Origin of the sequence: Sphingomonas sp. S2-65 (genome assembly GCF_021513175.1) — a bacterium.
Classification (GTDB): Bacteria; Pseudomonadota; Alphaproteobacteria; order Sphingomonadales; family Sphingomonadaceae; genus Sphingomonas.
The window spans coordinates 2,228,441-2,254,722 of record NZ_CP090953.1 but is presented as its reverse complement, the minus strand read 5'-3'; the positions used below and the strand labels follow the sequence as shown (position 1 = coordinate 2,254,722).

Here is a 26,282-nt window from a genome sequence, read left to right as displayed (position 1 = left end):
AAGTGTGTCAAGGAGGCGCATGCGTTCGGACACCAGCCATTCCCAGCGGCGTAAGACCTCGCTTTCCACAGAGAGGGTCGTTGCCGCTGCTATCGACATTCTCGATTCAGCGGGGGAGAGCGCGATGACGTTCCGAGCGCTGGCGAACCAGCTATCGACCGGGAGCGGCGCTATTTACTGGCACGTCGCCGACAAGGACGCTTTACTCTCGTTGGCGACGGAGCATGTTCTTTCCAGGGCGATCGCCAGGGTCGTCAGCGCACCATGCCCGGCAGACGCTCTCCGCGCGATCGCGCTGGGCGTCTTTGACGCGATTGAGGCCCATCCCTGGGTCGGAACCCAGCTCGCGCGAGAGCCCTGGCAGCCAGCCATGGTGGAGATCTTCGAGAAGAGCAGCGCGCAGTTCAATGCCTTGGGGGTTTCGAGTGAAGCGATATTCCACTGCGTGTCCGCGCTTGCCCAATACCTCCTTGGCACTGCTGCGCAGACCGCCGCGGCGGCGCGTCACAAGTTTTGTGCGTCCGACCGATCGACTGTCCTCACCACTATCGTCGGAGAATGGACGAAGCGCGACCCGGCAGAGTATCCGTTTGTTCACTTGCTCGCGGATCAGGTGCGGTCGCATGATGAGCGCGCAGCCTTCTTGGCAGGTCTCAATCTCATTATCGCCGGCAGCGAAGCCCTCACAGCCACAAAAAGGAGCCACCGAACTCTTCCGGCCGAACCTAGGTGAGATTGCCCTTCCGTATGGCAGAGGACCCAGTTCCGGTCGCTCAAGACCCTTTAGGCAGTTGCGACAAGCGGACATCCGTTCATCGGCGCCTGGCGGCTAAGATCCGCCCTCACAGCACCAATGTGGCGGGATTAGCGCTCCCATTTTTGGATCTGGCTGCTGCCGAAGATCTGCGCCCAGGGAAGTTGGAAGATAAAGTAGGGATTTAGCGTAGGTGGCGCGCCCGCCGCATCGAGCCGCGCCTGGTGCTCCGGCGCAAGGACGATGTCCAGTGACGCCGCGTTCTCGGTTACTTGCTCCGGTTGACTCGCGCCCATCAGCACCGAGGAAACACCCGGCCGCGACGCGACCCAAGCCAAAGCGACTTGCGCCATAGGCCGACCCAGTTCGTCACCCACCGTACGCAGTTCGTCGACAATGCTAAAGTTCGCCTCCGTAAAAAGCATGCCACCATACGGGTTGTCACCATTCAGGCGTCCGTCGCTCCCGCCGGCAGCCGTGTTGCCGCCCTTGTTCGGCACGCCGCCAGCGGGGCCGAAGTCAGCGAGCTTCTCGCGGCCGTACTTGCCGGTCAACATGCCGAAGCCAAGCGGGCTCCACGCCACCAGCCCCATGCCGAGCGCCTGCCCCGCAGGCACGATGTCCAATTCCACGCCGCGGTCGATGAGCGAATAGCTGTACTGAAGGCCGACCGGCTCCGGTAGCCCGTGAGCGCGCGCCATCGTCGCGATCTGCGCCGTGTACCAGGCCGGCGCATTCGAGAAGCCGTAATAGAGGATGTCGCCGCGCCGAACCGCGTCCGTCAACGCGCGGAGCACTTCCTCCGGCGGGGTGGTGCGATCCCAAACATGGGCCCAGTACAGGTCGATATAGTCAGTGCCGAGCCGCCTCAGCGATCCGTCCAGACCGTCGCGGATGTTGCGCGCCGAGTTGCCTCCGGCCAGCGGATTGCCCTCCGTGCGCGGAAAGCCGGCCTTGGTCGCGACCACCATTCGGTCGCGCTTGCCGCTGTCGCGCAGGAAGCGGCCAAGCATCGCCTCGCTCTCACCACCCGAGTAAACGTCGGCCGTGTCGAGGAAATTGCCACCCGCATCCATATAAGCGTCGAAGATGCTGCGCGAGGTCGCCTCGTCCGCGCCCCAGCGGCCTGCGCCGAAGGTCATCGTCCCAAGCGCCAACGGGCTCACGACCAAACCGGATCGGCCGAGCGTGCGATAGTGGGTCAGGTCCATAGTTCGCGTCTCCTTGTTCGCCACTCAATTAGGCGCGAAGCTGCCCGCCGATTAGCCGTTGCTGACCGTAAGGACTTGTGAGCATCATGCAGCAATGCGGCGTGGCGACCTCGATGATCTGGCGGCGTTCGCAACCGTTGCGCGCGCGCGCGCAGCTTCACCCGGGCAGCGGCGGAGCTCGGGCTGTCACCCTCGGCGCTGAGCCACGCGATGAAGGCTTTGGAGACGCGGCTAGGCGTGCGCCTGCTGGCGAGGACGACGCGCTCCGTGGCGCCCACAGCCGCCGGCGAACTGCTACTGCGCGCGATCGAACCAGGGTTGGCGCAGGTGGCCACCGGACTGGCCGCTCTCGCGGACTGGCGGGACGCGCCGTCGGGCACGGTGCGGATCACGACCTTCGGCTACGCCGCGCGGACCATTCTGGCGCCCCGACTGCCGCATTTCCTGCGTGATCATCCGAATATTGCGGTCGAGGTCATCGTCGAAGATCGCCTCATCGACCTCATCGCCGGCGGCTTCGACGCAGGCATTAGGTTGGGCGAGACCGTGCAGCGCGACATGGTCGCCATCCCGGTCGGCCCACCACTCCGCACGGTGGTGGTGGGAACGCCGGACTATTTTGCGCACCGGAATTTTCCACGAACGCCGGACGACCTCAAGGATCATGTCTGCGTCAACTATCGCCTGCTCGGTGGAGGTGGCCTGCTGCCGTGGGAGTTCAGCGTGAATCAGCGCGACATCCGCATGAGGGTGCCGGGTCAGCTGATCGTCAACGACGAGGTGTTAGCGGCAGCTGCTACCCGAGCCGGCGCGGGTCTCGGCTACATGATGGAACATGACGTCGCCGACGAAATCGCGGACGGTCGGCTGGTGCAGGTACTCACGAAGTTCTGCACCCCCTATCCCGGATGCCACCTCTACTATCCCGATCGTCGCGTCAGCCCCGCCCTCCGCATCTTGATCGATACGCTTCGTTGGCCAGACGCTTAGACCCACAAGTGGACGTTCAGACCGCCCTTCCCGCTCCCCAGAAGCCGACGTTCATTCATCTCGGCCCCACCGGGCCGCTAAGCGCCCCAATTTCGGTCGTTCCCGTGCCGATAGCGAGGACCTATAAGTGGACGGTCCGCATTCGAGGCGACGTCTCGTGATTGAATGGCGGTTAACGGGTAGGAGCTGCCACTAGCTACTTTGCCAAGCTGGCTTGGGCTTCGGCTACAATCTCTTGCTCAACGTCCTCGATGTTTGTGTCCGTATACGCTTCCATCCGCCAACGACCGTCAAGGTAATGTTGTCCGACCGGGCTTTCCAAGAACTCCACGATCTTAGCCAACTCCTCCTCAGTGAACTCCCAGTTCACATGGTGCTCGTAGGCCTGCTGATAGGTCGAACGGTGCTTTTCATAGGCTTTCTTGAGCGCTGACATCCGTCGTTCAAACCCACCCAGCAAGTCTTCGGCTGGCAGGGGACCTGCCTTCATGGGCCACATCACTCCGCCCGGTATGGCGTAACGCTCAAGAAAGCTCCCGCTATCAAGTTGGTGTTGGCGACCTATGGCCCTCAGGAAGCGCTTCATCAGGGCGAGTTTGGTCGCGCTTGGGGGAGCTTCGATCTGTGCGGCAGGGGCCATTTGCAAAGGAGCCGACTGCGGTTCCGGTTCCTCGGTCGCTGCTATGCTCATTAGGGATGCCAAGCCGAATACGAGTGCGCTCATTCCGGTATTGTGAAGGGAACTGGAAACGCCTGCAATTGGGTCGGAAGCCGACGGGCGGCCTTGGGGCGGCGAAGACCCAAACTCGGCCACTCGGGAGGTTCGCCGCTTTACCCAAAAACCGGCCGTTCGTTCATCGAGCACGGAAGGCCCGCAAAGCTAAAAGCGCAGATGTGATGGCTTCGGCGCTAGAAAGCAGTTCATGTGCCAGTCGAGGGCCGCTGATCATGTAAGCGCGTGGCAGAAGTACCCCTTGCGCCGCTCTCTCCGCACCGCCCTTCGGCGCTCAAACGGGCCCTTGAGGTGACCTGTCATCTCGATGCGAACGGCTCGATGGTCTGTCAGGCGGTGCTCGCCCTACCTCTCGCGAGCGTCTGGACCTGCAGCCCGGAACAGTTCGATCAACCCTTGTTGTCGATCCGCCTCGGCTGAGGTGCGCATAGCCTCGTTCACCGATTTCAGCGTCTCAAGCGCGGAGTTCGCGCCCGTATCAGTTGAGGACGAGCCGGGCATGGTCTTGGCGACTGCTCCGGGTGGGCTGGCGTCCTCCTCAGCCCGCGACTGGACCAACGGACTCATGACCATGCCGGTCCATCCGTTCTCGGCCCAAATCCGGCCGATTTTTATCCGATCGTCCGGGTCCTGATCATTTAAGGCGTAGCCGTTTCCGGCGCTCGCCCGGTAAAGTAAGTCATCGGGCATTCGAAAGCCCCGCTCGATGGGCCGACGTCCCCTGCTCATGTCGAGTACCGCCTGGCTCTCCGCACGCGAAATAGCGTCTCCTTGGCTTTCGCGGAGACCCTCGCGCCCGGCGAGCGCCGATCTCGCTAGATTGTCGATCATTGTCTGGTTGAACTTCGCCCCGGAGAAATCAACGGCGCTGAGGTCGCCTTCCTTATAGAAAGATGCATGATCGAAATCGGCGCCGGAGAAATTTGTCCCCTTGTACGAGGCGCCGGCGGTCGGGACCCGCTGCGTAACGCCCCCTCCCGCAGGCGAATCATTGAAGTGAGCTCCGAAGAAATCGAAGCCGCTGAAATCGAGCCCCGACATATTCGTCAGACCGAAGCCCGAGAATTGTGCCTCAGGGATCACTCCTGAGAGATCCGCGGTCCTCAGATCCGTCAACGTGAAGCCGGTGTGATTAAAAGAGGATCCGGCGAAGCGGGCGCCTTCCAGGATCGTGTTCGAGTATCCCTTGCTTCCCACAACCATGTTGGTCATCGCCGAGCCACTAACGTCACTGTTCTCGAAGCTTACCGACGAGCCGCCGAGATGATCGAAATTGGCGTCGCGGAGTGACGCATTAGATAGATACACCGAATCCATTTTCGCACCGCCGAAGTCGGCACGGTCAGCCGACGCATCGAGGATCCCTAATCTCCTCAGATGAGCGTTCTGGAAGTTGGATCCGTTAAAGTTGGCGTTCTTCACCGACATCCAAGCGGCCCCAACGAGGCTATCTTCCTTACCGACCGCACCGAGATATGCGCCGCTGAAGTTGCTATCTGAGAAGTCCCCGCCGCTCATTGCAGCGTTAATCAGCGCCGCACCTCGAATATCTGCGCGTTGTGCCAAGACATTGGTGAGGATCGCACCATTCAGAATCGCACCCGAGAGCTTCGCGTCTGACAGGTTTGCACCCGACAGATCGAGACCACTCAAATTCATGCCCGACAGGTCGGCACCGCGTAGATCGGCCCCTTTTAGGTCCAGCGCTGTGAGATCCGCGCCGCGAAGATCTTGGCCGCTCAAGTCTATGCGCGCTGCAGATACCTGCTTTTGTGCCGCTTGCTCCGCCAGAAGGGCTGCGGTGGTCTCCGGTGCTAGGGACGCCGGTCGTGGGTCAGCAATAGGCGCCGACACCGCTTCCGGAGCGCCCGCCTGATTGTCAGCTCCGGAGTCATCTACAGCCGGGAACAACAGCAGAGGTGAAGCGGCCGAAACGGAGCTGATCGCGGACATGATGTATCCCACTGCAGATGTGCAACGCTGATGCTCTATTATAGCCGCCCACTGACTTCGTGCATGACCCGGTGCATCCGATATTGTGTTATCCGCTTGCACGGTTAAGCACCTATGAAGACGAGGTCCGTTCCGTTCTTCGTCCGCTCTCGCTGCTCACTTCTTAAAAGCGGCCTGGCAGCTAACCACCCACTTGTGGTCGTTCAGCCGGCGCGAACGAAGTGCCGAAAGCAGGTGCCTGGCTGACCTGAATGAATGTCCGAAGCTGGGGAGCGGGAAGGGCGGTCTGAATGGCCGGATGTGGGTCAAAGTTACCGCATCGGACCGCTTCGGTGTGGTCAATCCTCATGCACGTCCAGCAGCGCACGCAGCCGTTCGGCGTCTTCGGGCGAAGCCGGATTGTAGATGATCATCCCAAGCTCCGGCCGTCCTTCCATGGCGAACGAGGAAAACTCCATCGCAAGCAACCCCGCGTCGGGATGGTGAATGCGCTTCACCCCTTCGCCGTGCGCGACCACGTCGTTGTCCTGCCACAGCGCTTCGAACTCGGGACTGATCCCGCAGAGCTCCGCCACCAGCTTCGTGACCTCCGCGCTGGTACTTGCACCTGCCCGCGCGACGTCCGCGCGAAATGCGCCCACGACGAAGCGGGCGATGCTTTCCCAATCTTCGTTGCGGCTGCGGACATGGTCGCTGCCGAACATCAGCCGGAGAATGTTGCGCCCCTCGCGCGGCAGCTTTGCATAGTCGGTCAGCAGCACCGCCGCCGCGCGGTTCCAGCCCACGACGTCCCACATCGCGGTCTTGACGATCGCCGGACTCAGCACCATCCCGTCGAGCACGCGTTGCAGCCGGGGCGTGATGCCGTCGACCGGCTGATAGCGCGCCTCGGGCGGCCGGCCCAGGCCGAGCATGTACAGGTGCTCGCGCTCCGGTTCGGTCAGCATCAGGCCCTTGGCGATGCGGTCGAGCACGTCGGCGGATGGCGCACCGCCACGCCCTTGCTCCAGCCAAGTGTACCAAGTTGGACTGATGTTGGCGCGGCTCGCCACTTCCTCGCGGCGCAGTCCGGGCGTGCGCCGCCGACCGCCAAACCCGAACGACGCCGGGTCGAGACGGGTGCGGCGATCGCGCAGATAGGTGCCGAGTTGGCTTGGCGCGTCGCTGGCCATCATTGATCCTGTTGCAGCTTATACCACGATAAGGTCACTACTTTAACAGGGTAGAGCAGGGAGCGATACGCCACTCGGAAAAGAAGGAGATACATCATGCGCGTGTTCCTGACCGGTGCGACCGGGTTCATCGGCTCGCACATAATTCCCAAATTACTTGAGCGTGGCCATCAGGTGCTCGGTCTGACGCGTTCCGACGCGGGTGCCCGCCAGCTTGAAGCGGCCCAGGTCGACGTCCATCGCGGGAATCTCGACGTGCCCGAGACGCTTGCGAGTGGCGTGGCGGCCGCCGATGCGGTGATCCACTGCGCATTCGACCACGATTTCGAGAACTTCTTTGAGAATACCAGAAAGGACGAGCGCAACATCGCGGCCATGGGTCAGGTGCTGGAGGGAACGAAGAAGCCGATCCTGATCACCTCGGGCGTTGGCATTGGCACGCCACTGAATGGCGGCCCGGCGACCGAAGACGTGCTCAACCCGCTCCACGCCAACCCGCGCATAGCTACCGAGCTTGCTGGCGCGGCGCTGATTGCGCGCCGCATCGACGTTCGGACCATCCGGCTGCCCCAGGTGCACGACACCACCAAAGCTGGGCTGATCACGCCGCTGATCGCGGAAGCGTATCGGGCCGGGGCGGTGGCGTATCTGGGGGAGGGGCAGGCGCGCTGGTCGGCGGCGCATGTCAGCGATGTGGCGGAGCTCTACGTCCTGGCGCTCGAGAAGGGCCAGCCGGGCGCGCGCTACCATGCGTCGGTAGAGGAAGGCGTTACCGCACGCGCGATTGCCGAGGCGATCGGCAAGGGGACCGGGCTGCCGGTCCGCTCGATTGGGGCAGACGACGTCGAGCACTATTTCGGCTGGATGACTCCGTTCGCGGGCCTCGACATGACCGCATCGAACGCCTGGACTTGCACGCGGCTGGGGTGGGAGCCTACCGGTCCCGATCTGCTTACCGACCTTGCCGCCATGGATTACTCAGCGCTCACGGCCGCTTGATCGACGGACTTTGCTCGCTGGCTGATCGGCTCGTTGAGCCAGCGAGTAGCTGCACCAGGCGGACGATAAGCGGGGCACCGACTCCTTTCTCATGGGATCCCCGGCCGAATGGCCGAAACTGCGAAGAGGCCCTGAGACGTCGCTTTCTTGGTCTTTGCGGTAGCACAGCGGACCGTCGGCTTCCGCCCCAATCCGGGCGGGTAGGCTCGCTCGCGTCTTTCTCAAAGGCGGACTGTCGGCTTCTGCCCCTCGTCTCGCCATCAGCTATCCGCTGTGAGCTGCCCTACGTCGCGAGGATGCATGCCTGCCGGAAGGCATGCGACCGTCGGCGGAGCCGTATCGCTATCTCAAGAGTTCGAGGATGGACCCTGTTCACATGGGCCGATCAAAGGAACTTCATGAAGATCCCCAAAAATGCCCTCATTGCCGTGGTCGACGGCGAGAAGCTCAATCTTTACCACAACAGTGGCGATGAGCACGCGCCGAACCTGACGGCTCTGCCCGATGCAGATGTTTCGACGGAGAACATGGGATCTGGTGGGCGCCACCAGAGCAGTTCCGCAAATCCCAGCGACAGTCAGCAAAATGAAGACAGCTTCGCCGCTGGGGTTTCCGAAGTTCTGAACAAGCGTGCCACGTCAGGGAATATCGACCATCTCATAGTGATCGCTGCACCGCGCACACTCGGTGAGCTGCGCAAGCACTACCACAAAGCGCTGGAAGCCAAACTGGTGGGTGAGATATCCAAGGATCTCACAGGTCACACAGTCCGCCACATCGAAGAAGTTGTAGCCGCCGCATAATGCTTGCTGCCCGCCCGCAATGCGGCCGGGCAGCAAGCCTAACAGGCCAGACCTGTCATCTCGGGGTTGCCGCACCGAAAAGATAGATGACCCAATCATATACGACTTTGCTGACCGGTCGCTTGAAACCATTCTGCTTCCGTAATTCCGGCAGCGAAGCTGACGTTTTAGATGATGGTATCATCCGGCACTTACCGCTGACCCGGTCCTACATCAGCATTGGTGGCGTCGGCCGCGGTGGCGCTGTCTCACGCCGCTCGTGGCACCCGTCACCACGATTACTTGCTCACTGATCGGCTTCAGCTTCGCGCCCAAACGGCTAGGATTAGCTTGTGCTCCTGTGGTGAATGGCAGCATACGCCGTCAGAAGCTCACCACATCGCGACAAAGCCGCACGCGTGGGGAAGGTCAGCGCGTTGCGGCGAGGATCGTGGCGACGGTCTCCTCAGGCATGTCCCACATCGGAAAGTGGCCGCTGGATGCAAACCAATGGAGACTGGCCGATGGGAAGGCAGCCTTCGCGCGCGCCGCCTGCCTCGGCAGACAGAGGCGGTCGTGCCTGCCCCATCCAATCACGATCCGGCCGGTGTTGTCGGCAGCCGGCCCGGTTTGCTCAGGACCGCTCGCCAGGCTGTGGACCAGCGCGTCGAAGGTCGGTGTGGTACTGAGACTTGCCAATTCGGTCGCAACGACGTGCGGATCCAGCGTCCAAGGACGTGCGGACAATTGAGCGAGCAACGCAGTACGTGACGCCGCATTGCGGCTTAGCATCGGCAGGCTGGGCCGGATCGCGCGCAGCAAGTGACCCGAGACCCCGATCGTGGCCTTGAAGAAGAGTCGCTCCCACCCACGCCAGAAGCCACCTGGGTCGAGCGCGACAACATTGCCGACAGCGCCGCGTCGAGCGAGCTCAAGCACAAGCCTTGCTCCCATTGAGCTGCCGACGACGTCGATCCCAGCTAATCCGTTTTCAGCGATGTAGCGTTCAATGCTGCCAACCAGCCCGTCGAAGGTGCCGCTGTCGTGTTCCGCCGGTGTGGCGCCATGTCCTGGAAGGTCGATCGCGATTACCATCCGGTGGGCGCTGAGCGCATCCAGGATTGTGCTCCACGAGCGCCAGCTTCCGCCGAGACCATGGACGAGCAGCAACTTGCGACCGGTACCGCGTTGGATCTGGTTCATCTCATGCTGCTCTTGTTGCCTTGGAAAGGCTCAACGATCCCACCCCGTCGGCGGGGCCGACGAACCTGGCTGCAAATGCAAAGCCGGCCGGTCGACTCGCGGATCGATAGCGGGCGCTGCTTGGTTGGACAATCAATCACCGGAGAATGAACATGGCGACGCTTCCACCAGACCCCTATGCACCAGATCCGATCCGCGAGCCCGACGGGACGCCAGCGCCTAACGATCAGCCAGAGTCGCTGCCCGGCTCAGACAATCCTGAGGCACCGATGATCGAGCCAGAGACCCCCGACAATGCGCCGAGCGACACCCCCACACAAACCCAGGCGTGAGTTCCAATATTGCCTGCCGCTTCAAGCGGTGGGCCCCCTTCGCTCCGCGCGCTACACCAACCTCGGGACACTTTGGTCGCCCGAACCGATGTTTGAAGCGGATGGTGAGCAGCGCGCGAAAGTTAGTACCTCAGCCGACTGCAGTCGGTTTCCCAAGTCGGCAAGGTGCCGGACTCGCGTTATCATATCGGGAGTAGATGCGTCCGCAGGACACGTCACAGCTAGCGTCCACTCGGCGCGTTGGGCGCGAAGGGGGGCCGGCAGCGCTACTCTCTCGGTATTTGAGCCGACGCTTTCTCATAGAGGGGTGCTTGTCACTCCGCGCTGAGTTTCTAGATGAGCTTGATGAGCATCGACCAACCCCTCTGCCGTCTCGTTTATGTAAGTCGGTCAGTTGGCTCGGTTGCCGGCGATGATCGTGCAGCGATACTCACTACTTCCCGTCGGAATAACGGCATGGACGGAGTTACCGGCATTCTCTGGGCCGAAGGAGATCGCTATCTCCAGTACCTAGAAGGTCCTCAGGAGAGCGTAGAAAGCACTTTTGAGCGTATCGCGCGCGACCCGCGCCATGAGCAAGTTACCGTGATCGATAGCGGAGAACAGGAAGCGCGGATTTTCGGGGATTGGGCGATGGCCGGACTGCCCGGAGACGTGCCCAGAGACGCCAGATCACGGTTGAATTCGATGCTCGGTAACTCCCCGGAGGCGATCCTCGCTCTCTTTCCTTAGCCTGGCTCAGCTAAAGCGGAGGCGCCGCGCGTTCGAGAAAGGCCGTGTCAGGCAACTTCTTCGAAAGCCGCTTGAACTGCGCGAAGCGACACAGGCTTCATCAAAACGGCGCTGCTTTTGTACGGGCTGCACTCGAGAGGCGTTCCCGTAATGAAGATCACCGGTATCTCGCCGTGCTCTGCGCGGATCTGCTCCACCGCTCGGGGGCCTGTTCCCTCCACCAGCCTAACGTCCGACGTAATAACCGACGGCCGGTTTTGCGCTGCTAGCTCAATCGCTTCCGCCTCGGTGACCGCTATGTCGAACGTGCTTGCGCCTGCACGCTCCAGGGCTTCCTCTATGAGCATGGCCACCATCGGCTCGTCTTCGATAATCAAGACGTGACACACGTTGCCGACCTTCTCCAGCTAAGTCCGAGACTAACCGCCAACGCTCGCAAATGATCCCCTTACCTGGTTCAGAGGGTGCCAGATCTCAACGCCCAGAACGCGCGGAGCGGACGCCTGGGTCGAACCGCGGCTGTTGCCCCAAAAGTCGGCCCCGGCGTATTACTACCATGCGGCCTGCCACCACTTCAGTTTTAGTCATTAGGTTCGAGCTGGCCTTCCGGCTTCCGCCGTTCGGCGGCTCCGACCGGCCGGTTGAATGCGACAGGTGAAATTGGAGAGGCGGGCAGGCAGCTTTTGAAGAGATAGGGTGGCGATAACAGCCGTCTCACAAAGATGGTATTTCGGCGAGCCTCAGGTCCGTGGACAAGGTCCGAACATCATCGCTAGGATCCACACGATTAGGCAGCAGGGAGCCGGCGATGAGTTTGAAGATGATAGTGGCAGCGTCCGTTCTGGTTCTGGCTGGCACCTCAGTGCGTGCCCAGATCGCTCCTGCGGGTGTATCCGACCGATATACAGCCTGCCAGGCGCGGGCGGGAGGTAACACGGTACAACAGGGCATATGCGCGCAGTCTGAAATGGGATCTCAGGATGCGCGACTGAATAAGGCGTATCAGGAGGTGATGCGTCAGCTTGCAAAGACTCCCGAAAAGCGCCTTGCTCTTCGCGCCGAGCAGCGATCATGGCTGAAGACCCGCGACTACGAGTGCAAAGTTGATCAAGAGACGATCAACAGCAGCTGCTTGGTCATGAAGACGGCGAGCCGCGCGAACGAGCTGGAGCGCATGATCCGCTTCTAGGTTCGGTGATCAGCGGCGTCGGAGGAAGGTAGCTGCGCAGGTTGCCGCGAGGCGTCGACGGCTGCGCGCCCACTGCCCGCCGTTCAAAGGCTCCGAAGCGCTTTCAAAAGGGCTCATATGCGAGCGAAGCCCAGCAGCGCTGGCGGCGACTGGAAGTGGGTGGTTAGCTGCTAGTCGCCTAGTGGAGCGGGAGGAATTTACGCTAATTACACGACACGCCGTCAGCGCAGTTGCTGCCATGCCGTTGGTACGTAGCCGCTAGTTGAACGGTTCGGATCAAGCATTTCGTTTGGAAGCGCCAGTGCCGATGGGGTCGATATCGCTTCGATCGCAGGAGCAGCGTCTTCTAGCACTGTGCCACGCCAAATCGCTGCCACGTGGCTGCCGTCACCACCTGCTCGCAAAACTTTGCAGACGAGTCCTCCAATGGCCTCAAGTGAAGTTTTCGCCGCCGGACTCAATGTCCCCGTTCCGTCAAATACCTCAATGCTTCGCCGAACCACGTAGACCTTCATTGCGGCACTATGCTTGCTGCTGCGAACGTCCGCAATCAGGCAGCTGCTCACTCGCTCTGAATGTCCAAGATGGGTCCGCTGGTTACTACGCGATGCGGCCATCGCTGTCGGGACGGCAAATTTCACGGTGCTTGGGATGGGTGAGAAGCGTTGTTGATCTTTGCCCGCACGAAAGCACCTACAATGAACGCCACGCTGACCCACCCATCGCCAAAACCACCTGGTCTAAGTTCTGTGCTTGCCCGGAATATGCAGCGCATGCAGGACAGGCGCGCTCAGGTACAAGCTGAGGCCACTCTCGCGGAGCGCGTCTCGGACGCGATCACCAAATTTGCCGGCAGCATGACGTTCGTGATCATCCATGCGCTGGCTTATAGTGCTTGGATCGGGATCAACCTGAAGGTTGTGCCGGGCATACAGCCGTTCGACTCGAGCTTCGTCGTGCTCGCTATGGAGGCGAGCGTGGAAGCCATCTTCCTCTCAACCTTCGTTCTCATCAGTCAGAACAGGATGATGGCGGCGGCGGCCAAGCAGTCGGACCTCGACCTCCAGATCAACCTGCTGGCTGAGCATGAGTTGACTCGTTTGATATCGTTGGTCGATGCCATGGCAAGGAAGATGGGTGTCGAAGCCATCCCGGCAGGGGAACTCGCCGAGATTAAGGAGGATGTGTCACCCGAGGCTGTGCTCGACGGCTTGGATGAGGCGCAAGCTCGGGCGCCCGCCGGCGGGAATAGGTAATTGACAGATCATCTGTTCCGGCGCTCAGGCCTCTGCCGGCAAGAAGCAGATACTTAAACATTCTGCCTGCCGAGAGCTGCCGCTCATCGCACGGGAAAGAGAGGCCGCAAACGCTTTGCAGGCCATCGAGACCGTTTCTAGGCGCGCTTCGAAGCACGCGTATGTCGCAGATGGCCGCATGTCAGCTTACGGCAGCCGAGCAACGGTCAAGGATATCCGGCTTTGGGTGCTTGCGACCGCTAAGCTGCCGGTCGGCATACGCCCATTTACAGCCGTTCAGAGGATCTCAGCCGAAGCTTAAAAGCTGCCTTTTCGTTCAGCTTGAGCGCTGCGGCGCCGTCGCAATGCTCGACAGGTCGGTTGTTGCGTCGATCGGCACACCGGCGTCTTTCCGTTCGGAATATCGGTCAACCAGCTGGGCAGCGTGGGGTCGCAACAGGACTGTGAAGCGGACCAACTCCTCCATCACGTCGACGATCCGGTCATAGTAGCTGGACGGCTTCATCCGGCCGGCCTCATCGAACTCCTCGAACGCCTTCGCGACACTCGACTGGTTCGGGATCGTCACCATCCGCATCCAGCGGCCAAGGACACGCAAAGTGTTCACGCTGTTGAACGACTGCGAGCCGGCAGAAACCTGCATGACGGCGAGCGTCCGTCCCTGCGTCGGCCGCATTCCACCCATTGAAAGCGGCAGGTGGTCGATCTGCAGCTTCATAATGCCAGTGATCTGACCGTGACGTTCGGGGCTGCACCACACCTGGCCTTCCGACCACATCGACAATTCGCGCAGCTCGTGAACGGCCGGATGATCGTCGCCTGCCACCTGGTCGGGCAGCGGCAGGGTCGAAGGGTCGAAGATGCGCGCATCGGCGCCAAAGAACCGTAGCAGGCGGGCCGCCTCCTCGATGCACAGCCGAGAATACGACCGCTCGCGGAGCGAACCGTAGAGCAACAGAATCCTCGGCGGCGGGTCCCCTGCGCCCAGTCCAACCCCGGGGCGCTCCAACACGAAGCGTCGATCTAATGCGGGCAGGTGATCAGGGTCGGGGAGCGTGCGCAGGGGCATCAGCGGTGTCCTGTTGGAAAGTGTCGAGACGTCACGCGGCGCTCAGCCGCAGCGCCAGCGCGGTGAGTGTCATCAGCAGCACCGGGACGGTCAGTGTCGCGCCGATCCTGAAATAGTAGCCCCAGCCGATGCGGAGGCCCTTCTGCCCAAGGACATGCAGCCACAGCAGCGTCGCGAGCGAGCCGATCGGCGTGATTTTGGGACCAAGGTCGCAGCCGATCACGTTGGCGTAGATCATCGCGTCCTTAACTGCGCCCGTGGCGTGGGTTGCGTCGATCGACAGCGCGCCGAGCAAGACCGTCGGCATGTTGTTCATCACCGACGAAAGAAGTGCGGCGATGATGCCGGTGCCGAACGCCGCGCCCCAGACGCCGCCTTGCGCAGTGCGGTCGAGAAGACCCGCGAGGTGATCGGTCAGACCGGCGTTCCGCAGGCCATAGACGACCAGATACATGCCGAGCGAGAAGATCACGACCTGCCACGGCGCGCCGCGCAGTATCGCGCGGGTCTCGATGACATGGCCGCGCGCAGCGATGACGAGCAGCAGGACTGCGCCCAGAGCAGCGACTGCGCTGACCGGTACGCCGATGGGCTCGAGCAGGAAGAAGCCGGCGAGCAGGGCGGCGAGGACGACCCAGCCGGCCCGGAACGTCGCCCGATCGCGGATCGCGTCGGCCGGCACCCGGAGCTGCGCGACATCGTAGCTGGTCGGCACGTCGCGGTGGAAGAACAGCAGCAGCACGGTCAGCGTCGCGGCGATCGACGTGAGGTCGACCGGCACCATCACCGACGCGTAGTCGGCGAAGCCGATGCGGAAGAAGTCAGCCGACACGATGTTGACCAGGTTCGAGACGATCAGGGGCAGGCTGGCTGTGTCGGCCACGAAGCCCGCCGCCATGACGAACGCCAGGGTTGCCTTGTCGCGGTAGCCGAGCGCCCGTAGCATCGCGATGACGATCGGCGTCAGGATCAGCGCTGCGCCGTCGTTCGCGAACAGCGCCGACACCGCTGCGCCGAGGAGGACGATCAGGACGAACAGCCGTCCACCGTGTCCGCCGCCCCAGCGCGCGACGTGCAGCGCCGCCCATTCAAAGAATCCGGCCTCGTCCAGCAGCAGGCTTACGATGATGATCGCGACGAACGTCGCGGTCGCATTCCAGACTATGCCCCACACCGCGGGCACGTCGGAGAGCGAGACCGCCCCTACCAGCAGCGCCACGGCTGCGCCGCCCAGCGCGCTCCACCCGATGCCGAGGCCGCGGGGCTGCCAGATGACGAGCGCGATCGTGACGGCGAAGATGGCGAGGGCGACGAGCATCAGGTGATGCGCTGCCCGAAGGCGTCCACGACCTGTTCGCCGTCCTCCTTGGCGAACGCGCCCCGCTGCGGCTCGGGAAGCAGATCGAGGACGGCTTCGGACGGGCGGCAGAGCCTCACGCCGAGCGGCGAGACGACCAGCGGGCGGTTGATGAGGACCGGGTGCGCGATCATGGCGTCGAGCAGCGCGTCATCGGTCAGTGAGGCGTCGCTGAGGCCGAGCTCGGCGTAGGGCGTACCCTTCTCGCGCAGCAACTGGCGGGGCGTGATGCCGGCCCGCTCGACAAGCTTGACCAGCAGGGCGCGTGACGGCGGGGTCTTCAGATACTCGACGACGTGCGGCTCGATGCCGGCGTTGCGGATCATCGCCAGCGTGTTGCGTGACGTGCCGCAGGCAGTGTTGTGGTAGATCACGATGTCGACGGTCATGGCGCGTCCTTTCAGCAGCAGGGAGCGAGTTCGGCGAGGAGCGGTGCACACAGCTCGGGCACTCCGGCGCAGCAGTCCTTGACCAGGAACAGCGTCAGCGCCCGCAGTCCGTCTAGGTCGGCGCGGTAGATGATGGACCGGCTGCGGCGCTCGGAGCGCACGATGCCGGCGCGGGCGAGGATGCCGAGATGCGCGGACATGGTGTTCTGCGGCACGTCGAGCTGGCGGGCGATCTCGCCTGCCGCCATGCCGTCTGGCTCCTGCCGGACCAGCAGGCGGAACACGTCGAGGCGGGTGCCTTGCGCGAGCGCGCCTAAGGCGGCAATGGCGGAATCGTTATCCATGAATCCAGCATAGCGGATATATAGTTTGCTGCTAGTCCAACGTCTTCAATGGCAACTATGCAATTCTACATGCCTTCAAGCGGACCGGCAGCTAACCACCAAAAGCGGAATGGCCGCTTACACGTGCGCTAAAGCGTAAGCGGCCATTCTTCAGGTTCGGCGAACCTGGGTTCATGTGTTAGCGTTCATCGGCCTCGGGCGCAGGCATTACGAGTGGCTTTCCTTTTTCCACTATATAGGTTGCGAGCTCGGCGCCATTGGTGGTGCCGGGGTTATGCGCCTTGTGTGCCACGCCTGCCGGAACAAAGAGAACTTCGCCAGCCTTGTAGGTGGCCGGGACCCGGCCTTCGAACTGATACTCTAATGTGCCTTCGATCACGTAGATGACCTCCTCTCCCGGGTGGCGGTGCCAGGGCGCAGTGGCGCCCGGTGCGATGTCGATGCGCGCTTGCACGGTCTCCCTGCCTTCGATCGACAGATCATGCCGCTGCAGGTCCGTGCGCTTGACGCCTCCCTGAGCCTGCATGGTTGCAGCCAGGGTGCTGGATGCGATGAGTGCCGCTGCAATGGCGCTTCCAAACTTCATACACATAGCTGATCCCCTTTTGATTGGCCTGTTGGTGACGTAAAACTCTTGCTTGAGACGGGGTCCAGAGCGTCGGGTCATCGACGACTTCACCGGCCGCTGAACGCTATGAGACACAGCCATGCGGTCATGGCCGGTAAGACGAAGAGAAACAATTTCCGCTTCGCGTCGGGAAGCGCTGGCCCGGCAATGGCATGCAGCGCCAGCACGCCGCCCAAAACCACGCCGACGGCAAGCGGGAGCGCCGACATCTGCAGCGAACTGCCGATGATCCAGGCGGACGCAGGGATATGAACTCCCATGCGAAGGGCCCAGACCTCCCGCTCGCCCATGGCGTTGATCGACGCGACATCGATCAACGCATCACAGAATATCCAGACATATCCCGCGATGCGCACGAACTCGGGTGCAGGCAATGCTTGAACGACCGGTGCCAACGCTAAGTGATACAGTAACCCGAAACAGTTTCCGAGCCAGAGATGGCCGCTCTTCTTGGCGGCAAACATCGCGATCCATCCAGAACAGGAAAGAAGCGCGAACAAGCCGGTATAGCTATCGTGTAGGTCCATCGAAAAAGCCCTCTTCGCCGTTGCCTACGACGGGAGGAAGAGGTGCACCAACCCGCCGTCAAAATGACGACGGACAGAAGACGTACCTCGACCTCTCGTCGTGGTCCGCGGCCCGAAGGCTGGATTACGGCATCCGTGGATACGGAAGCTGACCGGGGCTCACCAAAACCGGTCCACCATTTTCGACAAGGGCAAGCTGGCACGAGCGACGTCGATGCACAAGCCTCGACGGCGTAAGTCCATTTCCGCGCCTTAGCTGCCGGTCCGCCTTCAGGCTTCGGTCCGCCGAACGCGAACGGCAAAGAATGGGGCGTTAGCGGTCGTAGCGCCGATACCCTGCTAACGCGCAAAGGGCGGAAGCGCGTTGTGCATTACCGTAACTCCGCTTCCGCCTGATCTCCGCCTGAAAAGCGGACGGCAACTAGCGCCCCAATCTACGACGATTAGAGACGCATCTCGAGTCACCGAAAGCGGCGCTTCATTCGGCGAGTTCGTTCACATTATTCGTCTCCCGCCAGCGATTTCGGGAAAGAGCAATCCGGGAACAGGTTTGGAGAAATGGACCGGGACAAGTCGCTTGGGCGGTAGGCAAGCTCGCTTTCCTGGTTCGGGTTCCCAATTGGAAAGGGTTGCCGTCTATCGAGACGCTTCTGGGAAGGTGGCAAGCTTTGGCACATCGGCTGGATCGTGTTGAACGATGATCGTGGCGCCGAGGTTCGACGCGAGCTTCTGCAAGCGATCCATAGACGCTAAGCTATCAGCGCGTTCCGTGTTCCAGGTCGGCACGGCCGACAGTGCCCATTGCGTTTCCAGATGCGCAACGTCGCCGCTCATGATGATGGGCCCAGTTTCAGGCAGTCGCACCAACAGTGCGGCAGAGCCGGGAGTATGCCCCGGCATCGCAAGGATGACCACCGAGCCGTCGCCAAAGACATCTCTGTCGCCTTCGATTGGATCGACCTTGCCTTTCCCATTCAGCCAGGGCGCAAGGAGCGCCGGGTCCGCACCGAAGGGCATCTTTTTGGAATGCAGCGCCGCCCAGTCCGCAGCTCCGATCATCAAGGTAGCACCTGAGAACGTCGCTGCTTGGCCGGAATGGTCGAAATGATAGTGGCTCAACCCCAGCCGGGTAATATCTTCCGGTCGGATGCCTAACCGAGCAAGCTGGGCTGGAAGATCGACGGATAAGGCTGGGCTGATCGGCTGACGATCGATCGGCTTACCTAGCAGCGAGATTGGCAGGCCGGCATCCCACAGCATCAGCTCCTTGCCATGACGGATTAGGTAGCAGCCGACGCTCAAGCGGCGGGTTTGACCGTTGTAGATGCCGGTATCGGACAATGGCGAAGCGTCATTCATTGCGATCTGACCACAATCGAGGCGCCAGATCATCACCTGTGCTTTGGGGGCGGAGGCCTGAACTCCCGCGCTAACGGCAAGAGATAGGCACCCCGCTACAATGCGGGACCACAGCGAAACAGGCATGGCGTTCTCCTTGGACACGGTGTGAAGATGCCCGCACTGCAAAGAGCGCATGCGCCTGCTCTGCTCGTGTTTGCGCCCGAAACGCTCGCGGCGTTCTTGTGAAGTACGAGCGGTCGCGCGATTGTCGCGCCATGCCTATCACTGCCCTCGATCAGAACGAGTTGCGCGCCTCACTGTTGAGCCGTTTGAGTGGCCTTCGTGCGCCGGCTGGCGTGCATGGCACTGTGTCCCACGGCACAGACAGCGGCGTTCGCGTTTTCGGCTATTGCGTTCAAGAGCGCGAACGCATTGCCCGCAGCCGGATGGAGCATCCAGCAGTCGTCGTGGTGTTGAGCGGCACCAAGGAAATCTGGCACGGCGACGTTGCACAGGCATTCCCAGCAGGTGTCCCGTTCGTCATCCCAGCTGGAATGAACTTCGATATGGTGAACATCCCCGATCCCGCATCCGGCCGGTATGAGTCGATTTGCATCACGGTCGATGACGTTCTTCGCCAAGCGCTGCGCAGCAACCTGCGCCATCTGCCGGTCACGGGCCGGATACCCGACCGGCTCGACGTCGAGCTGTCACCCGCGCTTGTTGAGGCATATGGCCATGCCGCCAGTGCTTTGAGCGGGATAGGTGTTGTTGCGGTAGCCGAGACCCTGGCGCGCTATCGCGTCCTCGAAGTTCTGCTGCTGGTGGCGGTGACGCCTGTGGCCGGGGTTCTGATGGCGGTCGGCCGAAGGGAACAAGTTGAAGCGATCATCTACGCCGATCCAAGCCACCCATGGCAGGTCGGTGAGGTCGCAGCCGAACTCGGCATCGGCGCTTCCACGCTCCGCCGGCAGTTGGCCGGCGCAGGAGCATCGTTCCGAGAGGTGTTGCTGTCCGTCCGCATGAGGGCGGCAGGCGCGCTCCTTGGATCGTCCGGCTATTCCGTGATGCAGGCGGCTCAAGCCGCCGGCTATGCTTCACGATCACATTTTTCGCGTCGCGTGCAAGCCGTTCACGGTAAGACTCCCCGACAGTTGAAAGCGGCGGTTTAGGGCCAGTGCCGATTCCCGACATACCATCGTTTTCCGGGACGGCAGCTATCGAGGACTTGCGATTATGCTGCTGGCGGATCGTAGGAGCGCAGTTCCTCGAGGATCGAACGCCGCGATGGACGCCAACCAAGTTCACGTTCGGCGCGCTCGCCCGAGACCACCTGATCGCACGCAATCGCGTCCGCGAAGCCTCCGAGCGCCTGCCGTGCTTCCTCCAGCGGCCATTCCGCCACGCGGCCCTCGGTGCCAGCGCCCTCGCTGGCGGCGCGTGCAATCTCGATCAGCGGGATAGCGCCGCCGTGAGCGCCGTTAAAGATTGAGGCTGCCGGGGCCTTTTCGAGCGCGAGCAGATAGAGGTCGGCGAGATCATCGACATGCACGCACGTCCAACGGTTCTGCCCATTGCCGACGTAACGCGCAGCGCCATGCTCCTGCGCCGATCCGTACATCATCATCGTGGTCCAGGCGTAGCTGCCGTAGACCCAGGCGGGACGGATGATGATGCCGTGAACGCCATCGGCTGCAGCGCCAAGGATCTCCGCTTCTAGCGCTTGGCGAAAGCGCACCAGCTCGAGCGGATCCAGCGGGCTATCTTCGGTCGCGGGCGTATCGCCGGTGGCGCCGTACAGGAAGCAGCCGCTCGTGTAGAGAAAGCGCTTCGCCGTGCCGCGCAACGCATCAATGATCGCGCGGGTCGCCGCTTCGTCATAAGCCGCGCTGTTCTGGTCATTCGGCGATGCGGCGTGAACGATCGCATCGACGCCGCGGACCGCGCTGGCGATGCTTGGCGCATCCTCCAGGTCGCCGCGGACCGCTTGAAAGCCCATGTCGGTCAGCTTGACCGCGCTGGCCTGCGAACGCGCAAGCCCCACCACGTCATGCCCCGCCGCCGCCAATCGACGTGCCACCGCGCCGCCGATCAATCCCGTAGCACCCGTTACCATTACACGCATGTCAGCACCTCATTGTCTGTGCTGCGACGTAGAGCGGAACGGCGGCGCGGCGTGAAATCGCGAGAAATGATAGGCCGTCATCGGCTCAGCCGATGGGTCAGGCTGACGCGGCGATCCCGGCGATGCAGTCGCGCAGCCAGACCGTGGCGGGATGATCATCCACCCGGCGATGCCACATCATCGCCAGCGGCCAGTCGGGCAGCGCGATCGGCGGCTCGTGCACGACGATGCCCAGATTGGCCGCAGCGAACCGCCGCGCTACGCGCGATGCAAGCGTCGCGATCAGATCGGTATCGGCGACGACGAACGGCGCGACCAGGAACTGCGGCAGGCTCAACACGACCCGGCGAGCCAACCCGAGCGCCGCAAGTTTGCGGTCGACCAGCCCCGCGCGATCTCCCTCAGGCGACACTAGGAGATGGGAAGCCGCCGCGAACGCCTCGATGTTGGCATCCTTTACGAAGGCTGGATGCCCGGGCCGCGCGATGCATGCGAAACCTTCCCGGAGCAGCGGGCGTGTGAGGATGCGTGCCGAGGCGTCGACGGGAACGCTGAGTGCAAGGCTTACCTCGCCACTGTCGAGGAGGTCGACGACTTCGTCTTTGCTGAAGATGCCGCGTACCCGCACATCGAGACGAGGAGCTTCAACCGCAAGCCGCGCCAGCAGCGGGGGCAGCAAAACGAATGCAGCGTAGTCGGTCATTGCGATCGCCACGATGTGATCTGCATTCGCTGGGTCGAAGCCATCGGCCTGCAGGACGGATTGCATGAGGCGGAGTGAAGCCGCAATGGGGCCGGCAAGATCCTCGGCGCGCGGCGTTGGCTGCATCCCCGTTGACGACCGTACGAACAGTTCGTCGTTGAATACTTCGCGCAGACGAGTGAGCGCACCGCTCATCGCCGACTGGCTCAAACCGATGCGCTGACCCGCCCGGGTCACGTTGCGCTCCGCATAAACGGCATCGAATGCCTTCAACAAGTTCAGGTCAAAGCCAGCTACATCCATAGGTTGGCCATAGAGGGATGAGGTCAGCCCGAAAAGCAGGCGGGGTTCTTTAAACTCGGTCCTTTTCGAAAAACGCCCGACTTGGGGCGGAGGTCTGCCACCCGCCGCCACCTCTGCCGCCCGACATGAACGCATGGTTTAAATGGGGAGCCGGAAACTACTAAGAGACGCCCACATTTGCCTCTGTTGCAGTCGCCAAGCGGCTGGGCAGCTTGCGCTGCAACTGCCGACGCTCGGGCTTCCGCGCGGCTTAGAACCGGTCGTCATGCCGCTTGGCTCACGAACTCGCGTCGCGCGTGAAGGTTGAGACCCGGTCCGCGTTGCGCAACCCCGAGCGAGTGCGGAGTTCCGCAGCCCCACTCGATACGCAAGTAGATCGACCTGCATCAACGCCAGGGGAGTTGCGGCAAACACCGCGGCCACATACGACTTAAGCCTCAATCTGCGTGAGATCGCCCCGATAGGAATGATCATGGTTCGATTAGCTGTGTGCTTTCTCGTGGCGCTGGCCGGCATACCGTCACCGCCCGTCGCGGCGCAGAGCATCACGCAAACCGACCACGCAGCCATTCAAAGTAGAATTAGCGCATTTGACAAGATGATGCGGGAGGGGCGGACGGACGACAGCCTCGACTTCGTTCCTCCTCGCCTGCTCGGCGTGATCGCAAAGAAATTCGGCTTGTCGCCAGCTGATGTGAAGCCGTCATTCAGGCAACAAGTCGCCGAGGCGATGAAGCACGTGAAAATCGTCTCATTCCGAATGACCTTAAGTAGCGCGACGGCGGGGGTCACGCCGAACAAGCGCAGGAACTACATGTTGATTCCAACCGAAACCGTCGTTGAGGTGCCTGGAGCCGGGCGGATCCTGAGCAAGTCGTCGACTCTTGCTTTGCAGGAAAACGGCAGTTGGTACCTCGTCCGCATAGACGAGGCTGAGCAAGTGCTCGTCCTGCGCGAAACATATCCCGAGTTTGCGGGCGTGGAATTTCCGCGCGGATCAACGAAACCGAACAACTAATCCGAGCTTTCGGTGGTCACACAATGCCCTCCAAGCCGTCCCTATGCGGACAGCACAAGCCGGCTACACCGGCTGAAGCACATTTTGCATCTTCCGGTCGGCTTTTTTGTGGTGCCGATTTTTGGGCTAGCGAATGCGGCCGTCCCAGTGCTGGGCCTGCCGCCAGGAGCGTTAGGCTCCGGTGACGTCGGGCGTTGCTCTCGGCCTTCTGGCCGGCAAAGTGGCAAGCGTTTTCGGCTTTGCTACCCTTGCGGTTCGGCTCGGTCTCGCGGACGCAGCCGCTAACGCGGGGTGGCTTCAAATCCTGGGCGTTGCAATGCCGTGCGGGATCTTCATCACCCTGCTTGCCTTCCCTGAGAACCTATCGCTTCAGTCGGAGGCGAAGATCGGGGTGCTGGCTGGATCGCTGCTATCCGGAGCGCTTGGTTACGCCGTGTTCAGGGTAGCGAAGCGCGACAAGCTAACCGGTGTCGGGATCACGTCGCCGGTGAACCAGCATTTAGCGTGACTGCCGGGCCGAGTCTGTCCTGCTTGGCCCAACGAGACACCGGCCCCGCCACCTCCTTCGCCGCTCGTCGAACCGGCAGGAGTCGCCCCAATGTTGGCAACTCCGCTCTGTTCGAGTGGAACCCGGCGGCGGACCTCCGTTTATCTGGCGGGGAAGGACGGCAATCGTGCAGCCTCATCAGGATCTTCTTTGAAGGAAGCCCTTGAGACCGGGGTCGGCCTTTGCAGGCCCCGAGGCGCCACCTACAGGACCTTCATGGAAAGGGTGCACTATCTGGAGGCGTTGGAACGAACGGAGATTTTGGCGAAGCTGTCCGCGTTCAGTCCTCATGTTGTCGGCACACCGCCACTCGCCTTGGATCTTCCGACGAGCGATATAGATGTTATCTGCTTCGCACCCGATGCGGACGCCTTCACGTGCGCAGTCTGGAACGCCTTTGGCCTGCGCCCGGAGTTTCGCATGTGGCAGTGGATCGGGGGTGCACGGCCGGTCGTTGCCAAATTTGCCCATGCTGGTTGGGTCATCGAGATTTTCGGTCAGGCGTCCCCAATATCTGAGCAATTTGGATGGCGGCATTTTCTCGTCGAGCAAAGGCTGCTCGCCTGTGGTGGTGATACCTTTCGTAATTCAGTGATGACGCGGCGTAAGGATGGCATGAAGACCGAGCCGGCATTTGCCACAGTGCTTGGCCTCGATGGTGACCCATATGTTGCGTTGTTGAGCCTTGAGTCCTGCTCTGACATCGAGCTGGCCGCTCTGCTGGCGGATCAAGGCTTCATCTAAGGGATTTGCCAGATAAGCATGCCTAGCCGGAGGGCGCGGGCAGTCCCGATCGCATCGCAATCGGGGAAGTCCTGGTTCAGCTAGCTCTCGACGCTGTCGTGGCGATCATTGAAGGTCTGGACGAGTGCGGCGAGGCTAACCGATTCCAAGCGCGTGACGAGCAGCCGCTCTGCCTCCTGTAGCGCGTCGCCCAAGGCTTCGTTGACAATGCTGGCGACCTGGCAGCCGGGCTCGGGATGCTCGATTCCGATTGCGAAAAGACGGGGGCCGCCAACGGCACGATGCACGTCCAACAGCGTCACCGCATTCAGATCGCTCGAGATAGACCAACCGCCGCCGTGCCCCTTTTCCGATCTGACGTAGCCCGCATCCCGCAGCCCCGACATCGTGCGCCGGATCAGGACAGGATTTGTGCCGAGCATCCGAGCGATCGTCTCGGAGGTCATCGGATCGTCGTGCCGCGCCATATGGATCAGCACGTGCAACATACGAGAGAGGCGACCGTCGTTCCGCATGATGCCACCTTCGTTGCTTACATCGACTTGGCAAGCTCTCGGTATCTCGATACTCGATAGGTTGCATGAGTCATGGGACACAAGGAATGCGCGAATTCGACAAGGCCGACCATTGGAACAGCGCGGCGGAGCGATACGAAAAGGCGGCGCATCCCTACACTGCACGCTATGTCGAGGCTGCGCTGGCCCTTGTGCCGCTGACGCCCGAGTGCCGCGTGCTCGACATTGCAGCCGGAACCGGCGCGCTCGCCCTGGCCGCTGCACGGACGGGAGCGCGGGTTCTCGCAACCGACTTCTCGCCAGGCATGGTCGCGCGTATCGCGTCCAAGGCGGTGCCGAACGTCGAGGCGCGGGTCATGGATGGCCAGGCCCTCGACCTGCCCGATGCCGGCTTCGACGCCGTGTTCTCGATCTTCGGCGTGTTCATGTTCCCGAACTGGCGCAAGGGACTGGCTGAGATGGCGCGGGTCACACGACCCGGCGGATACGGCGTCGTCGCGGTCTGGCAGGATCGCGGCGCTGGCGCCTTCATGCTGCTCGGCCAACTCATCCGGAAATTGTTCACAGAGCGCGATCTGTCCCCGATGCCGGAGGCGATGACGATTCTCAGCTCGGTGAACGGCTTTGCCTGCGAGTTGGTCAAAGCGGGCTATCGTGATCCGCACATCGAGCGAGTGACCCGCGACTTTGACCTGAACATGGAGATGTTGGACCACCCTGACGGGCTTTTTGGCCCATCACCCGATTGGACGAGCTTGGACGCCACGCAGAAAGACATGATCGTCTCTGAAGTGCGTCGAATGGCCGGCGGGCGGCCGCAGCTTCCGATCCCTTCCACCGCGTTGATCGGCGTGGCGCGACGGGGATAGGCCGCGTGATCGCGGCTTTGCCGCTGCGGCTACGAGCTGCCGCCATTCTCGAAACCAAGCTTTTTGGGGAAGCACGACGGAAGACCGCCACAAACCGCGGCCGCCTTTCCTGAAGCCGCCGGCCGGCAAACCACCTATCTAAGCCGTTCAGGTGGTCCGACCCGGCTTTCCGAAAAGCGCGGCCGCGTTGATGAACGAGTGTCCGCAGCAGGGTTCCGAGCCTAGGCGTTCGCTTTCCGGGGCAGACGCGCTGGACACTTCTCCGCAGGACGCTCCGCGCAGAACCGGCTTTCAGGCTTGCGTGTAAGGCCTCCGCCGCTCCTCGAGGTGCAATCGGGAGCAAGCCGGGAACAGGGCCGGGCGCATGAATTGTCCCTTGCTGTCAGAAGCGATTGGACGATCACCGGTTTCAGGCGAGCGTCGTGGCCGCGCCGGCGGATGAAGCGAATCCGGCCGGTGGTCGCTTCAGCGCAGGTGAACGAGCATAGCTAAATGGG

General features: G+C 62.1%; 31 protein-coding genes. 14 read left to right on the top strand and 17 right to left on the bottom strand.

Annotation, left to right across the window (positions count from 1 at the left end):
• Window positions 1–19: 19 nt before the first annotated feature.
• Complete coding sequence (locus tag LZ586_RS10605; protein WP_235076267.1) at window positions 20–733, top strand: TetR/AcrR family transcriptional regulator; 714 nt, start codon at window positions 20–22, stop codon at window positions 731–733.
• 131 nt (window positions 734–864) lie between these two features.
• On the opposite strand, the gene LZ586_RS10600 is transcribed toward LZ586_RS10605, so the two are convergent.
• Entirely contained in the window at window positions 865–1,965 is a 1,101-nt protein-coding gene (locus LZ586_RS10600; RefSeq protein WP_235076266.1) for an aldo/keto reductase, read from the bottom strand.
• Window positions 1,966–2,148: 183 nt separating this feature from the next.
• On the opposite strand from LZ586_RS10600, the gene LZ586_RS10595 reads away from it, so the two are divergent.
• Window positions 2,149–2,955: a LysR family transcriptional regulator gene (locus tag LZ586_RS10595; RefSeq protein ID WP_319938057.1), complete on the top strand. Its 807-nt coding sequence runs from the start codon at window positions 2,149–2,151 to the stop codon at window positions 2,953–2,955.
• A 196-nt stretch (window positions 2,956–3,151) separates the two neighbouring features.
• Here the strand turns inward: LZ586_RS10595 and LZ586_RS10590 are convergent, their stop codons facing one another.
• From LZ586_RS10590 to LZ586_RS10580, 3 genes are all read right to left on the bottom strand, one after another.
• A complete protein-coding gene (locus LZ586_RS10590) occupies window positions 3,152–3,679 on the bottom strand; it encodes a DUF2059 domain-containing protein (protein WP_235076265.1) in 528 nt (175 codons plus the stop codon).
• A 354-nt stretch (window positions 3,680–4,033) separates the two neighbouring features.
• Window positions 4,034–5,641, bottom strand: a complete 1,608-nt coding sequence (locus LZ586_RS10585) for a pentapeptide repeat-containing protein (protein WP_235076264.1) — start codon at window positions 5,639–5,641, stop codon at window positions 4,034–4,036.
• 338 nt (window positions 5,642–5,979) lie between these two features.
• Entirely contained in the window at window positions 5,980–6,813 is an 834-nt protein-coding gene (locus LZ586_RS10580) for a helix-turn-helix transcriptional regulator (RefSeq protein WP_235079779.1), read from the bottom strand.
• Window positions 6,814–6,909: 96 nt separating this feature from the next.
• On the opposite strand from LZ586_RS10580, the gene LZ586_RS10575 reads away from it, so the two are divergent.
• Window positions 6,910–7,812: an SDR family oxidoreductase gene (locus LZ586_RS10575; protein WP_235076263.1), complete on the top strand. Its 903-nt coding sequence runs from the start codon at window positions 6,910–6,912 to the stop codon at window positions 7,810–7,812.
• 398 nt (window positions 7,813–8,210) lie between these two features.
• Complete coding sequence (locus LZ586_RS10570) at window positions 8,211–8,615, top strand: host attachment family protein (protein WP_235076262.1); 405 nt, start codon at window positions 8,211–8,213, stop codon at window positions 8,613–8,615.
• A 408-nt stretch (window positions 8,616–9,023) separates the two neighbouring features.
• Here the strand turns inward: LZ586_RS10570 and LZ586_RS10565 are convergent, their stop codons facing one another.
• Window positions 9,024–9,797: an alpha/beta fold hydrolase gene (locus LZ586_RS10565; RefSeq protein ID WP_235076261.1), complete on the bottom strand. Its 774-nt coding sequence runs from the start codon at window positions 9,795–9,797 to the stop codon at window positions 9,024–9,026.
• A 152-nt stretch (window positions 9,798–9,949) separates the two neighbouring features.
• Here LZ586_RS10565 and LZ586_RS10560 point away from each other — a divergent pair, with 152 nt between their 5' ends.
• Both LZ586_RS10560 and LZ586_RS10555 read left to right on the top strand, forming a co-directional pair.
• A complete protein-coding gene (locus LZ586_RS10560) occupies window positions 9,950–10,129 on the top strand; it encodes a hypothetical protein (protein WP_235076260.1) in 180 nt (59 codons plus the stop codon).
• A gap of 345 nt (window positions 10,130–10,474) precedes the next feature.
• Window positions 10,475–10,861: a BLUF domain-containing protein gene (locus tag LZ586_RS10555; RefSeq protein ID WP_235076259.1), complete on the top strand. Its 387-nt coding sequence runs from the start codon at window positions 10,475–10,477 to the stop codon at window positions 10,859–10,861.
• A 47-nt stretch (window positions 10,862–10,908) separates the two neighbouring features.
• On the opposite strand, the gene LZ586_RS10550 is transcribed toward LZ586_RS10555, so the two are convergent.
• Complete coding sequence (locus tag LZ586_RS10550) at window positions 10,909–11,238, bottom strand: response regulator (protein ID WP_235076258.1); 330 nt, start codon at window positions 11,236–11,238, stop codon at window positions 10,909–10,911.
• A 431-nt stretch (window positions 11,239–11,669) separates the two neighbouring features.
• Here LZ586_RS10550 and LZ586_RS10545 point away from each other — a divergent pair, with 431 nt between their 5' ends.
• A complete protein-coding gene (locus LZ586_RS10545; protein WP_235076257.1) occupies window positions 11,670–12,050 on the top strand; it encodes a lysozyme inhibitor LprI family protein in 381 nt (126 codons plus the stop codon).
• Window positions 12,051–12,271: 221 nt separating this feature from the next.
• Here LZ586_RS10545 and LZ586_RS10540 read toward each other — a convergent pair whose 3' ends face one another.
• Complete coding sequence (locus tag LZ586_RS10540; protein ID WP_235076256.1) at window positions 12,272–12,565, bottom strand: hypothetical protein; 294 nt, start codon at window positions 12,563–12,565, stop codon at window positions 12,272–12,274.
• A gap of 183 nt (window positions 12,566–12,748) precedes the next feature.
• On the opposite strand from LZ586_RS10540, the gene LZ586_RS10535 reads away from it, so the two are divergent.
• A complete protein-coding gene (locus LZ586_RS10535; protein ID WP_235076255.1) occupies window positions 12,749–13,306 on the top strand; it encodes a DUF1003 domain-containing protein in 558 nt (185 codons plus the stop codon).
• A 316-nt stretch (window positions 13,307–13,622) separates the two neighbouring features.
• On the opposite strand, the gene arsH is transcribed toward LZ586_RS10535, so the two are convergent.
• The 7 genes from arsH to LZ586_RS10500 all read right to left on the bottom strand — a co-directional run bounded on the left by arsH (window position 13,623) and on the right by LZ586_RS10500 (window position 19,105).
• Window positions 13,623–14,375 carry an arsenical resistance protein ArsH gene (gene arsH / locus LZ586_RS10530; RefSeq protein ID WP_235076254.1) on the bottom strand — a complete coding sequence of 251 codons (753 nt, stop codon included), beginning with the start codon at window positions 14,373–14,375 and terminating at the stop codon, window positions 13,623–13,625.
• Between the two features lie 31 nt (window positions 14,376–14,406).
• Window positions 14,407–15,693 (bottom strand): arsenic transporter, encoded by a 1,287-nt coding sequence (locus LZ586_RS10525; protein ID WP_235076253.1) that lies wholly within the window; start codon window positions 15,691–15,693, stop codon window positions 14,407–14,409.
• On the bottom strand, window positions 15,693–16,121 hold the full coding sequence (gene arsC / locus LZ586_RS10520; protein WP_235076252.1) for an arsenate reductase (glutaredoxin): 429 nt from the start codon (window positions 16,119–16,121) through the stop codon (window positions 15,693–15,695). The genes LZ586_RS10525 and arsC overlap by 1 nt, the downstream gene beginning before the upstream one ends.
• An 11-nt stretch (window positions 16,122–16,132) precedes the next feature.
• Window positions 16,133–16,465 carry an ArsR/SmtB family transcription factor gene (locus tag LZ586_RS10515; protein WP_235076251.1) on the bottom strand — a complete coding sequence of 111 codons (333 nt, stop codon included), beginning with the start codon at window positions 16,463–16,465 and terminating at the stop codon, window positions 16,133–16,135.
• Window positions 16,466–16,643: 178 nt separating this feature from the next.
• Complete coding sequence (locus tag LZ586_RS10510) at window positions 16,644–17,051, bottom strand: cupin domain-containing protein (RefSeq protein ID WP_235076250.1); 408 nt, start codon at window positions 17,049–17,051, stop codon at window positions 16,644–16,646.
• 89 nt (window positions 17,052–17,140) lie between these two features.
• Window positions 17,141–17,593, bottom strand: coding sequence for a hypothetical protein (locus LZ586_RS10505; RefSeq protein ID WP_235076249.1), 453 nt, complete (start codon window positions 17,591–17,593; stop codon window positions 17,141–17,143).
• 663 nt (window positions 17,594–18,256) lie between these two features.
• Window positions 18,257–19,105: an N-acyl homoserine lactonase family protein gene (locus LZ586_RS10500; protein WP_235076248.1), complete on the bottom strand. Its 849-nt coding sequence runs from the start codon at window positions 19,103–19,105 to the stop codon at window positions 18,257–18,259.
• Window positions 19,106–19,236: 131 nt separating this feature from the next.
• Here LZ586_RS10500 and LZ586_RS10495 point away from each other — a divergent pair, with 131 nt between their 5' ends.
• A complete protein-coding gene (locus tag LZ586_RS10495; RefSeq protein WP_235076247.1) occupies window positions 19,237–20,133 on the top strand; it encodes an AraC family transcriptional regulator in 897 nt (298 codons plus the stop codon).
• Window positions 20,134–20,195: 62 nt separating this feature from the next.
• Here LZ586_RS10495 and LZ586_RS10490 read toward each other — a convergent pair whose 3' ends face one another.
• Window positions 20,196–21,086: an NAD-dependent epimerase/dehydratase family protein gene (locus LZ586_RS10490; RefSeq protein ID WP_235076246.1), complete on the bottom strand. Its 891-nt coding sequence runs from the start codon at window positions 21,084–21,086 to the stop codon at window positions 20,196–20,198.
• A 97-nt stretch (window positions 21,087–21,183) separates the two neighbouring features.
• On the bottom strand, window positions 21,184–22,092 hold the full coding sequence (locus LZ586_RS10485) for a LysR family transcriptional regulator (RefSeq protein WP_235076245.1): 909 nt from the start codon (window positions 22,090–22,092) through the stop codon (window positions 21,184–21,186).
• A 466-nt stretch (window positions 22,093–22,558) separates the two neighbouring features.
• On the opposite strand from LZ586_RS10485, the gene LZ586_RS10480 reads away from it, so the two are divergent.
• From LZ586_RS10480 to LZ586_RS10470, 4 genes are all read left to right on the top strand, one after another.
• Window positions 22,559–23,110, top strand: coding sequence for a hypothetical protein (locus LZ586_RS10480; protein ID WP_235076244.1), 552 nt, complete (start codon window positions 22,559–22,561; stop codon window positions 23,108–23,110).
• A gap of 12 nt (window positions 23,111–23,122) precedes the next feature.
• A complete protein-coding gene (locus tag LZ586_RS18140) occupies window positions 23,123–23,395 on the top strand; it encodes a Na+/H+ antiporter NhaA (protein ID WP_261345999.1) in 273 nt (90 codons plus the stop codon).
• Complete coding sequence (locus LZ586_RS10475; protein ID WP_261345998.1) at window positions 23,292–23,618, top strand: Na+/H+ antiporter NhaA; 327 nt, start codon at window positions 23,292–23,294, stop codon at window positions 23,616–23,618. The genes LZ586_RS18140 and LZ586_RS10475 overlap by 104 nt, the downstream gene beginning before the upstream one ends.
• Window positions 23,619–23,873: 255 nt before the next feature.
• Window positions 23,874–24,401, top strand: coding sequence for a DUF4269 domain-containing protein (locus LZ586_RS10470; protein ID WP_235076243.1), 528 nt, complete (start codon window positions 23,874–23,876; stop codon window positions 24,399–24,401).
• A gap of 80 nt (window positions 24,402–24,481) precedes the next feature.
• Here LZ586_RS10470 and LZ586_RS10465 read toward each other — a convergent pair whose 3' ends face one another.
• Window positions 24,482–24,916 carry an Rrf2 family transcriptional regulator gene (locus LZ586_RS10465; protein WP_235076242.1) on the bottom strand — a complete coding sequence of 145 codons (435 nt, stop codon included), beginning with the start codon at window positions 24,914–24,916 and terminating at the stop codon, window positions 24,482–24,484.
• Window positions 24,917–25,002: 86 nt separating this feature from the next.
• Here LZ586_RS10465 and LZ586_RS10460 point away from each other — a divergent pair, with 86 nt between their 5' ends.
• Window positions 25,003–25,785 (top strand): class I SAM-dependent methyltransferase, encoded by a 783-nt coding sequence (locus LZ586_RS10460; RefSeq protein WP_235076241.1) that lies wholly within the window; start codon window positions 25,003–25,005, stop codon window positions 25,783–25,785.
• Window positions 25,786–26,282: the final 497 nt, after the last annotated feature.

Excerpts from the sequence above, each read along its gene's own strand:
- LZ586_RS10605 (WP_235076267.1), top strand. The coding sequence starts at position 20 with ATGCGTTCGGACACCAGCCATTCCCAGCGGCGTAAGACCTCGCTTTCC.
- LZ586_RS10600 (WP_235076266.1), bottom strand. The coding sequence starts at position 1,965 with ATGGACCTGACCCACTATCGCACGCTCGGCCGATCCGGTTTGGTCGTG.
- LZ586_RS10590 (WP_235076265.1), bottom strand. The coding sequence starts at position 3,679 with ATGAGCGCACTCGTATTCGGCTTGGCATCCCTAATGAGCATAGCAGCG.
- LZ586_RS10585 (WP_235076264.1), bottom strand. The coding sequence starts at position 5,641 with ATGTCCGCGATCAGCTCCGTTTCGGCCGCTTCACCTCTGCTGTTGTTC.
- LZ586_RS10580 (WP_235079779.1), bottom strand. The coding sequence starts at position 6,813 with ATGGCCAGCGACGCGCCAAGCCAACTCGGCACCTATCTGCGCGATCGC.
- LZ586_RS10575 (WP_235076263.1), top strand. The coding sequence starts at position 6,910 with ATGCGCGTGTTCCTGACCGGTGCGACCGGGTTCATCGGCTCGCACATA.
- LZ586_RS10570 (WP_235076262.1), top strand. The coding sequence starts at position 8,211 with ATGAAGATCCCCAAAAATGCCCTCATTGCCGTGGTCGACGGCGAGAAG.
- LZ586_RS10565 (WP_235076261.1), bottom strand. The coding sequence starts at position 9,797 with ATGAACCAGATCCAACGCGGTACCGGTCGCAAGTTGCTGCTCGTCCAT.
- LZ586_RS10560 (WP_235076260.1), top strand. The coding sequence starts at position 9,950 with ATGGCGACGCTTCCACCAGACCCCTATGCACCAGATCCGATCCGCGAG.
- LZ586_RS10555 (WP_235076259.1), top strand. The coding sequence starts at position 10,475 with ATGAGCATCGACCAACCCCTCTGCCGTCTCGTTTATGTAAGTCGGTCA.
- LZ586_RS10545 (WP_235076257.1), top strand. The coding sequence starts at position 11,670 with ATGAGTTTGAAGATGATAGTGGCAGCGTCCGTTCTGGTTCTGGCTGGC.
- LZ586_RS10540 (WP_235076256.1), bottom strand. The coding sequence starts at position 12,565 with ATGAAGGTCTACGTGGTTCGGCGAAGCATTGAGGTATTTGACGGAACG.
- LZ586_RS10535 (WP_235076255.1), top strand. The coding sequence starts at position 12,749 with ATGAACGCCACGCTGACCCACCCATCGCCAAAACCACCTGGTCTAAGT.
- arsH (WP_235076254.1), bottom strand. The coding sequence starts at position 14,375 with ATGCCCCTGCGCACGCTCCCCGACCCTGATCACCTGCCCGCATTAGAT.
- LZ586_RS10525 (WP_235076253.1), bottom strand. The coding sequence starts at position 15,693 with ATGCTCGTCGCCCTCGCCATCTTCGCCGTCACGATCGCGCTCGTCATC.
- arsC (WP_235076252.1), bottom strand. The coding sequence starts at position 16,121 with ATGACCGTCGACATCGTGATCTACCACAACACTGCCTGCGGCACGTCA.
- LZ586_RS10515 (WP_235076251.1), bottom strand. The coding sequence starts at position 16,465 with ATGGATAACGATTCCGCCATTGCCGCCTTAGGCGCGCTCGCGCAAGGC.
- LZ586_RS10510 (WP_235076250.1), bottom strand. The coding sequence starts at position 17,051 with ATGAAGTTTGGAAGCGCCATTGCAGCGGCACTCATCGCATCCAGCACC.
- LZ586_RS10500 (WP_235076248.1), bottom strand. The coding sequence starts at position 19,105 with ATGCCTGTTTCGCTGTGGTCCCGCATTGTAGCGGGGTGCCTATCTCTT.
- LZ586_RS10495 (WP_235076247.1), top strand. The coding sequence starts at position 19,237 with ATGCCTATCACTGCCCTCGATCAGAACGAGTTGCGCGCCTCACTGTTG.
- LZ586_RS10490 (WP_235076246.1), bottom strand. The coding sequence starts at position 21,086 with ATGCGTGTAATGGTAACGGGTGCTACGGGATTGATCGGCGGCGCGGTG.
- LZ586_RS10485 (WP_235076245.1), bottom strand. The coding sequence starts at position 22,092 with ATGGATGTAGCTGGCTTTGACCTGAACTTGTTGAAGGCATTCGATGCC.
- LZ586_RS10480 (WP_235076244.1), top strand. The coding sequence starts at position 22,559 with ATGATCATGGTTCGATTAGCTGTGTGCTTTCTCGTGGCGCTGGCCGGC.
- LZ586_RS10470 (WP_235076243.1), top strand. The coding sequence starts at position 23,874 with ATGGAAAGGGTGCACTATCTGGAGGCGTTGGAACGAACGGAGATTTTG.
- LZ586_RS10465 (WP_235076242.1), bottom strand. The coding sequence starts at position 24,916 with ATGCGGAACGACGGTCGCCTCTCTCGTATGTTGCACGTGCTGATCCAT.
- LZ586_RS10460 (WP_235076241.1), top strand. The coding sequence starts at position 25,003 with ATGCGCGAATTCGACAAGGCCGACCATTGGAACAGCGCGGCGGAGCGA.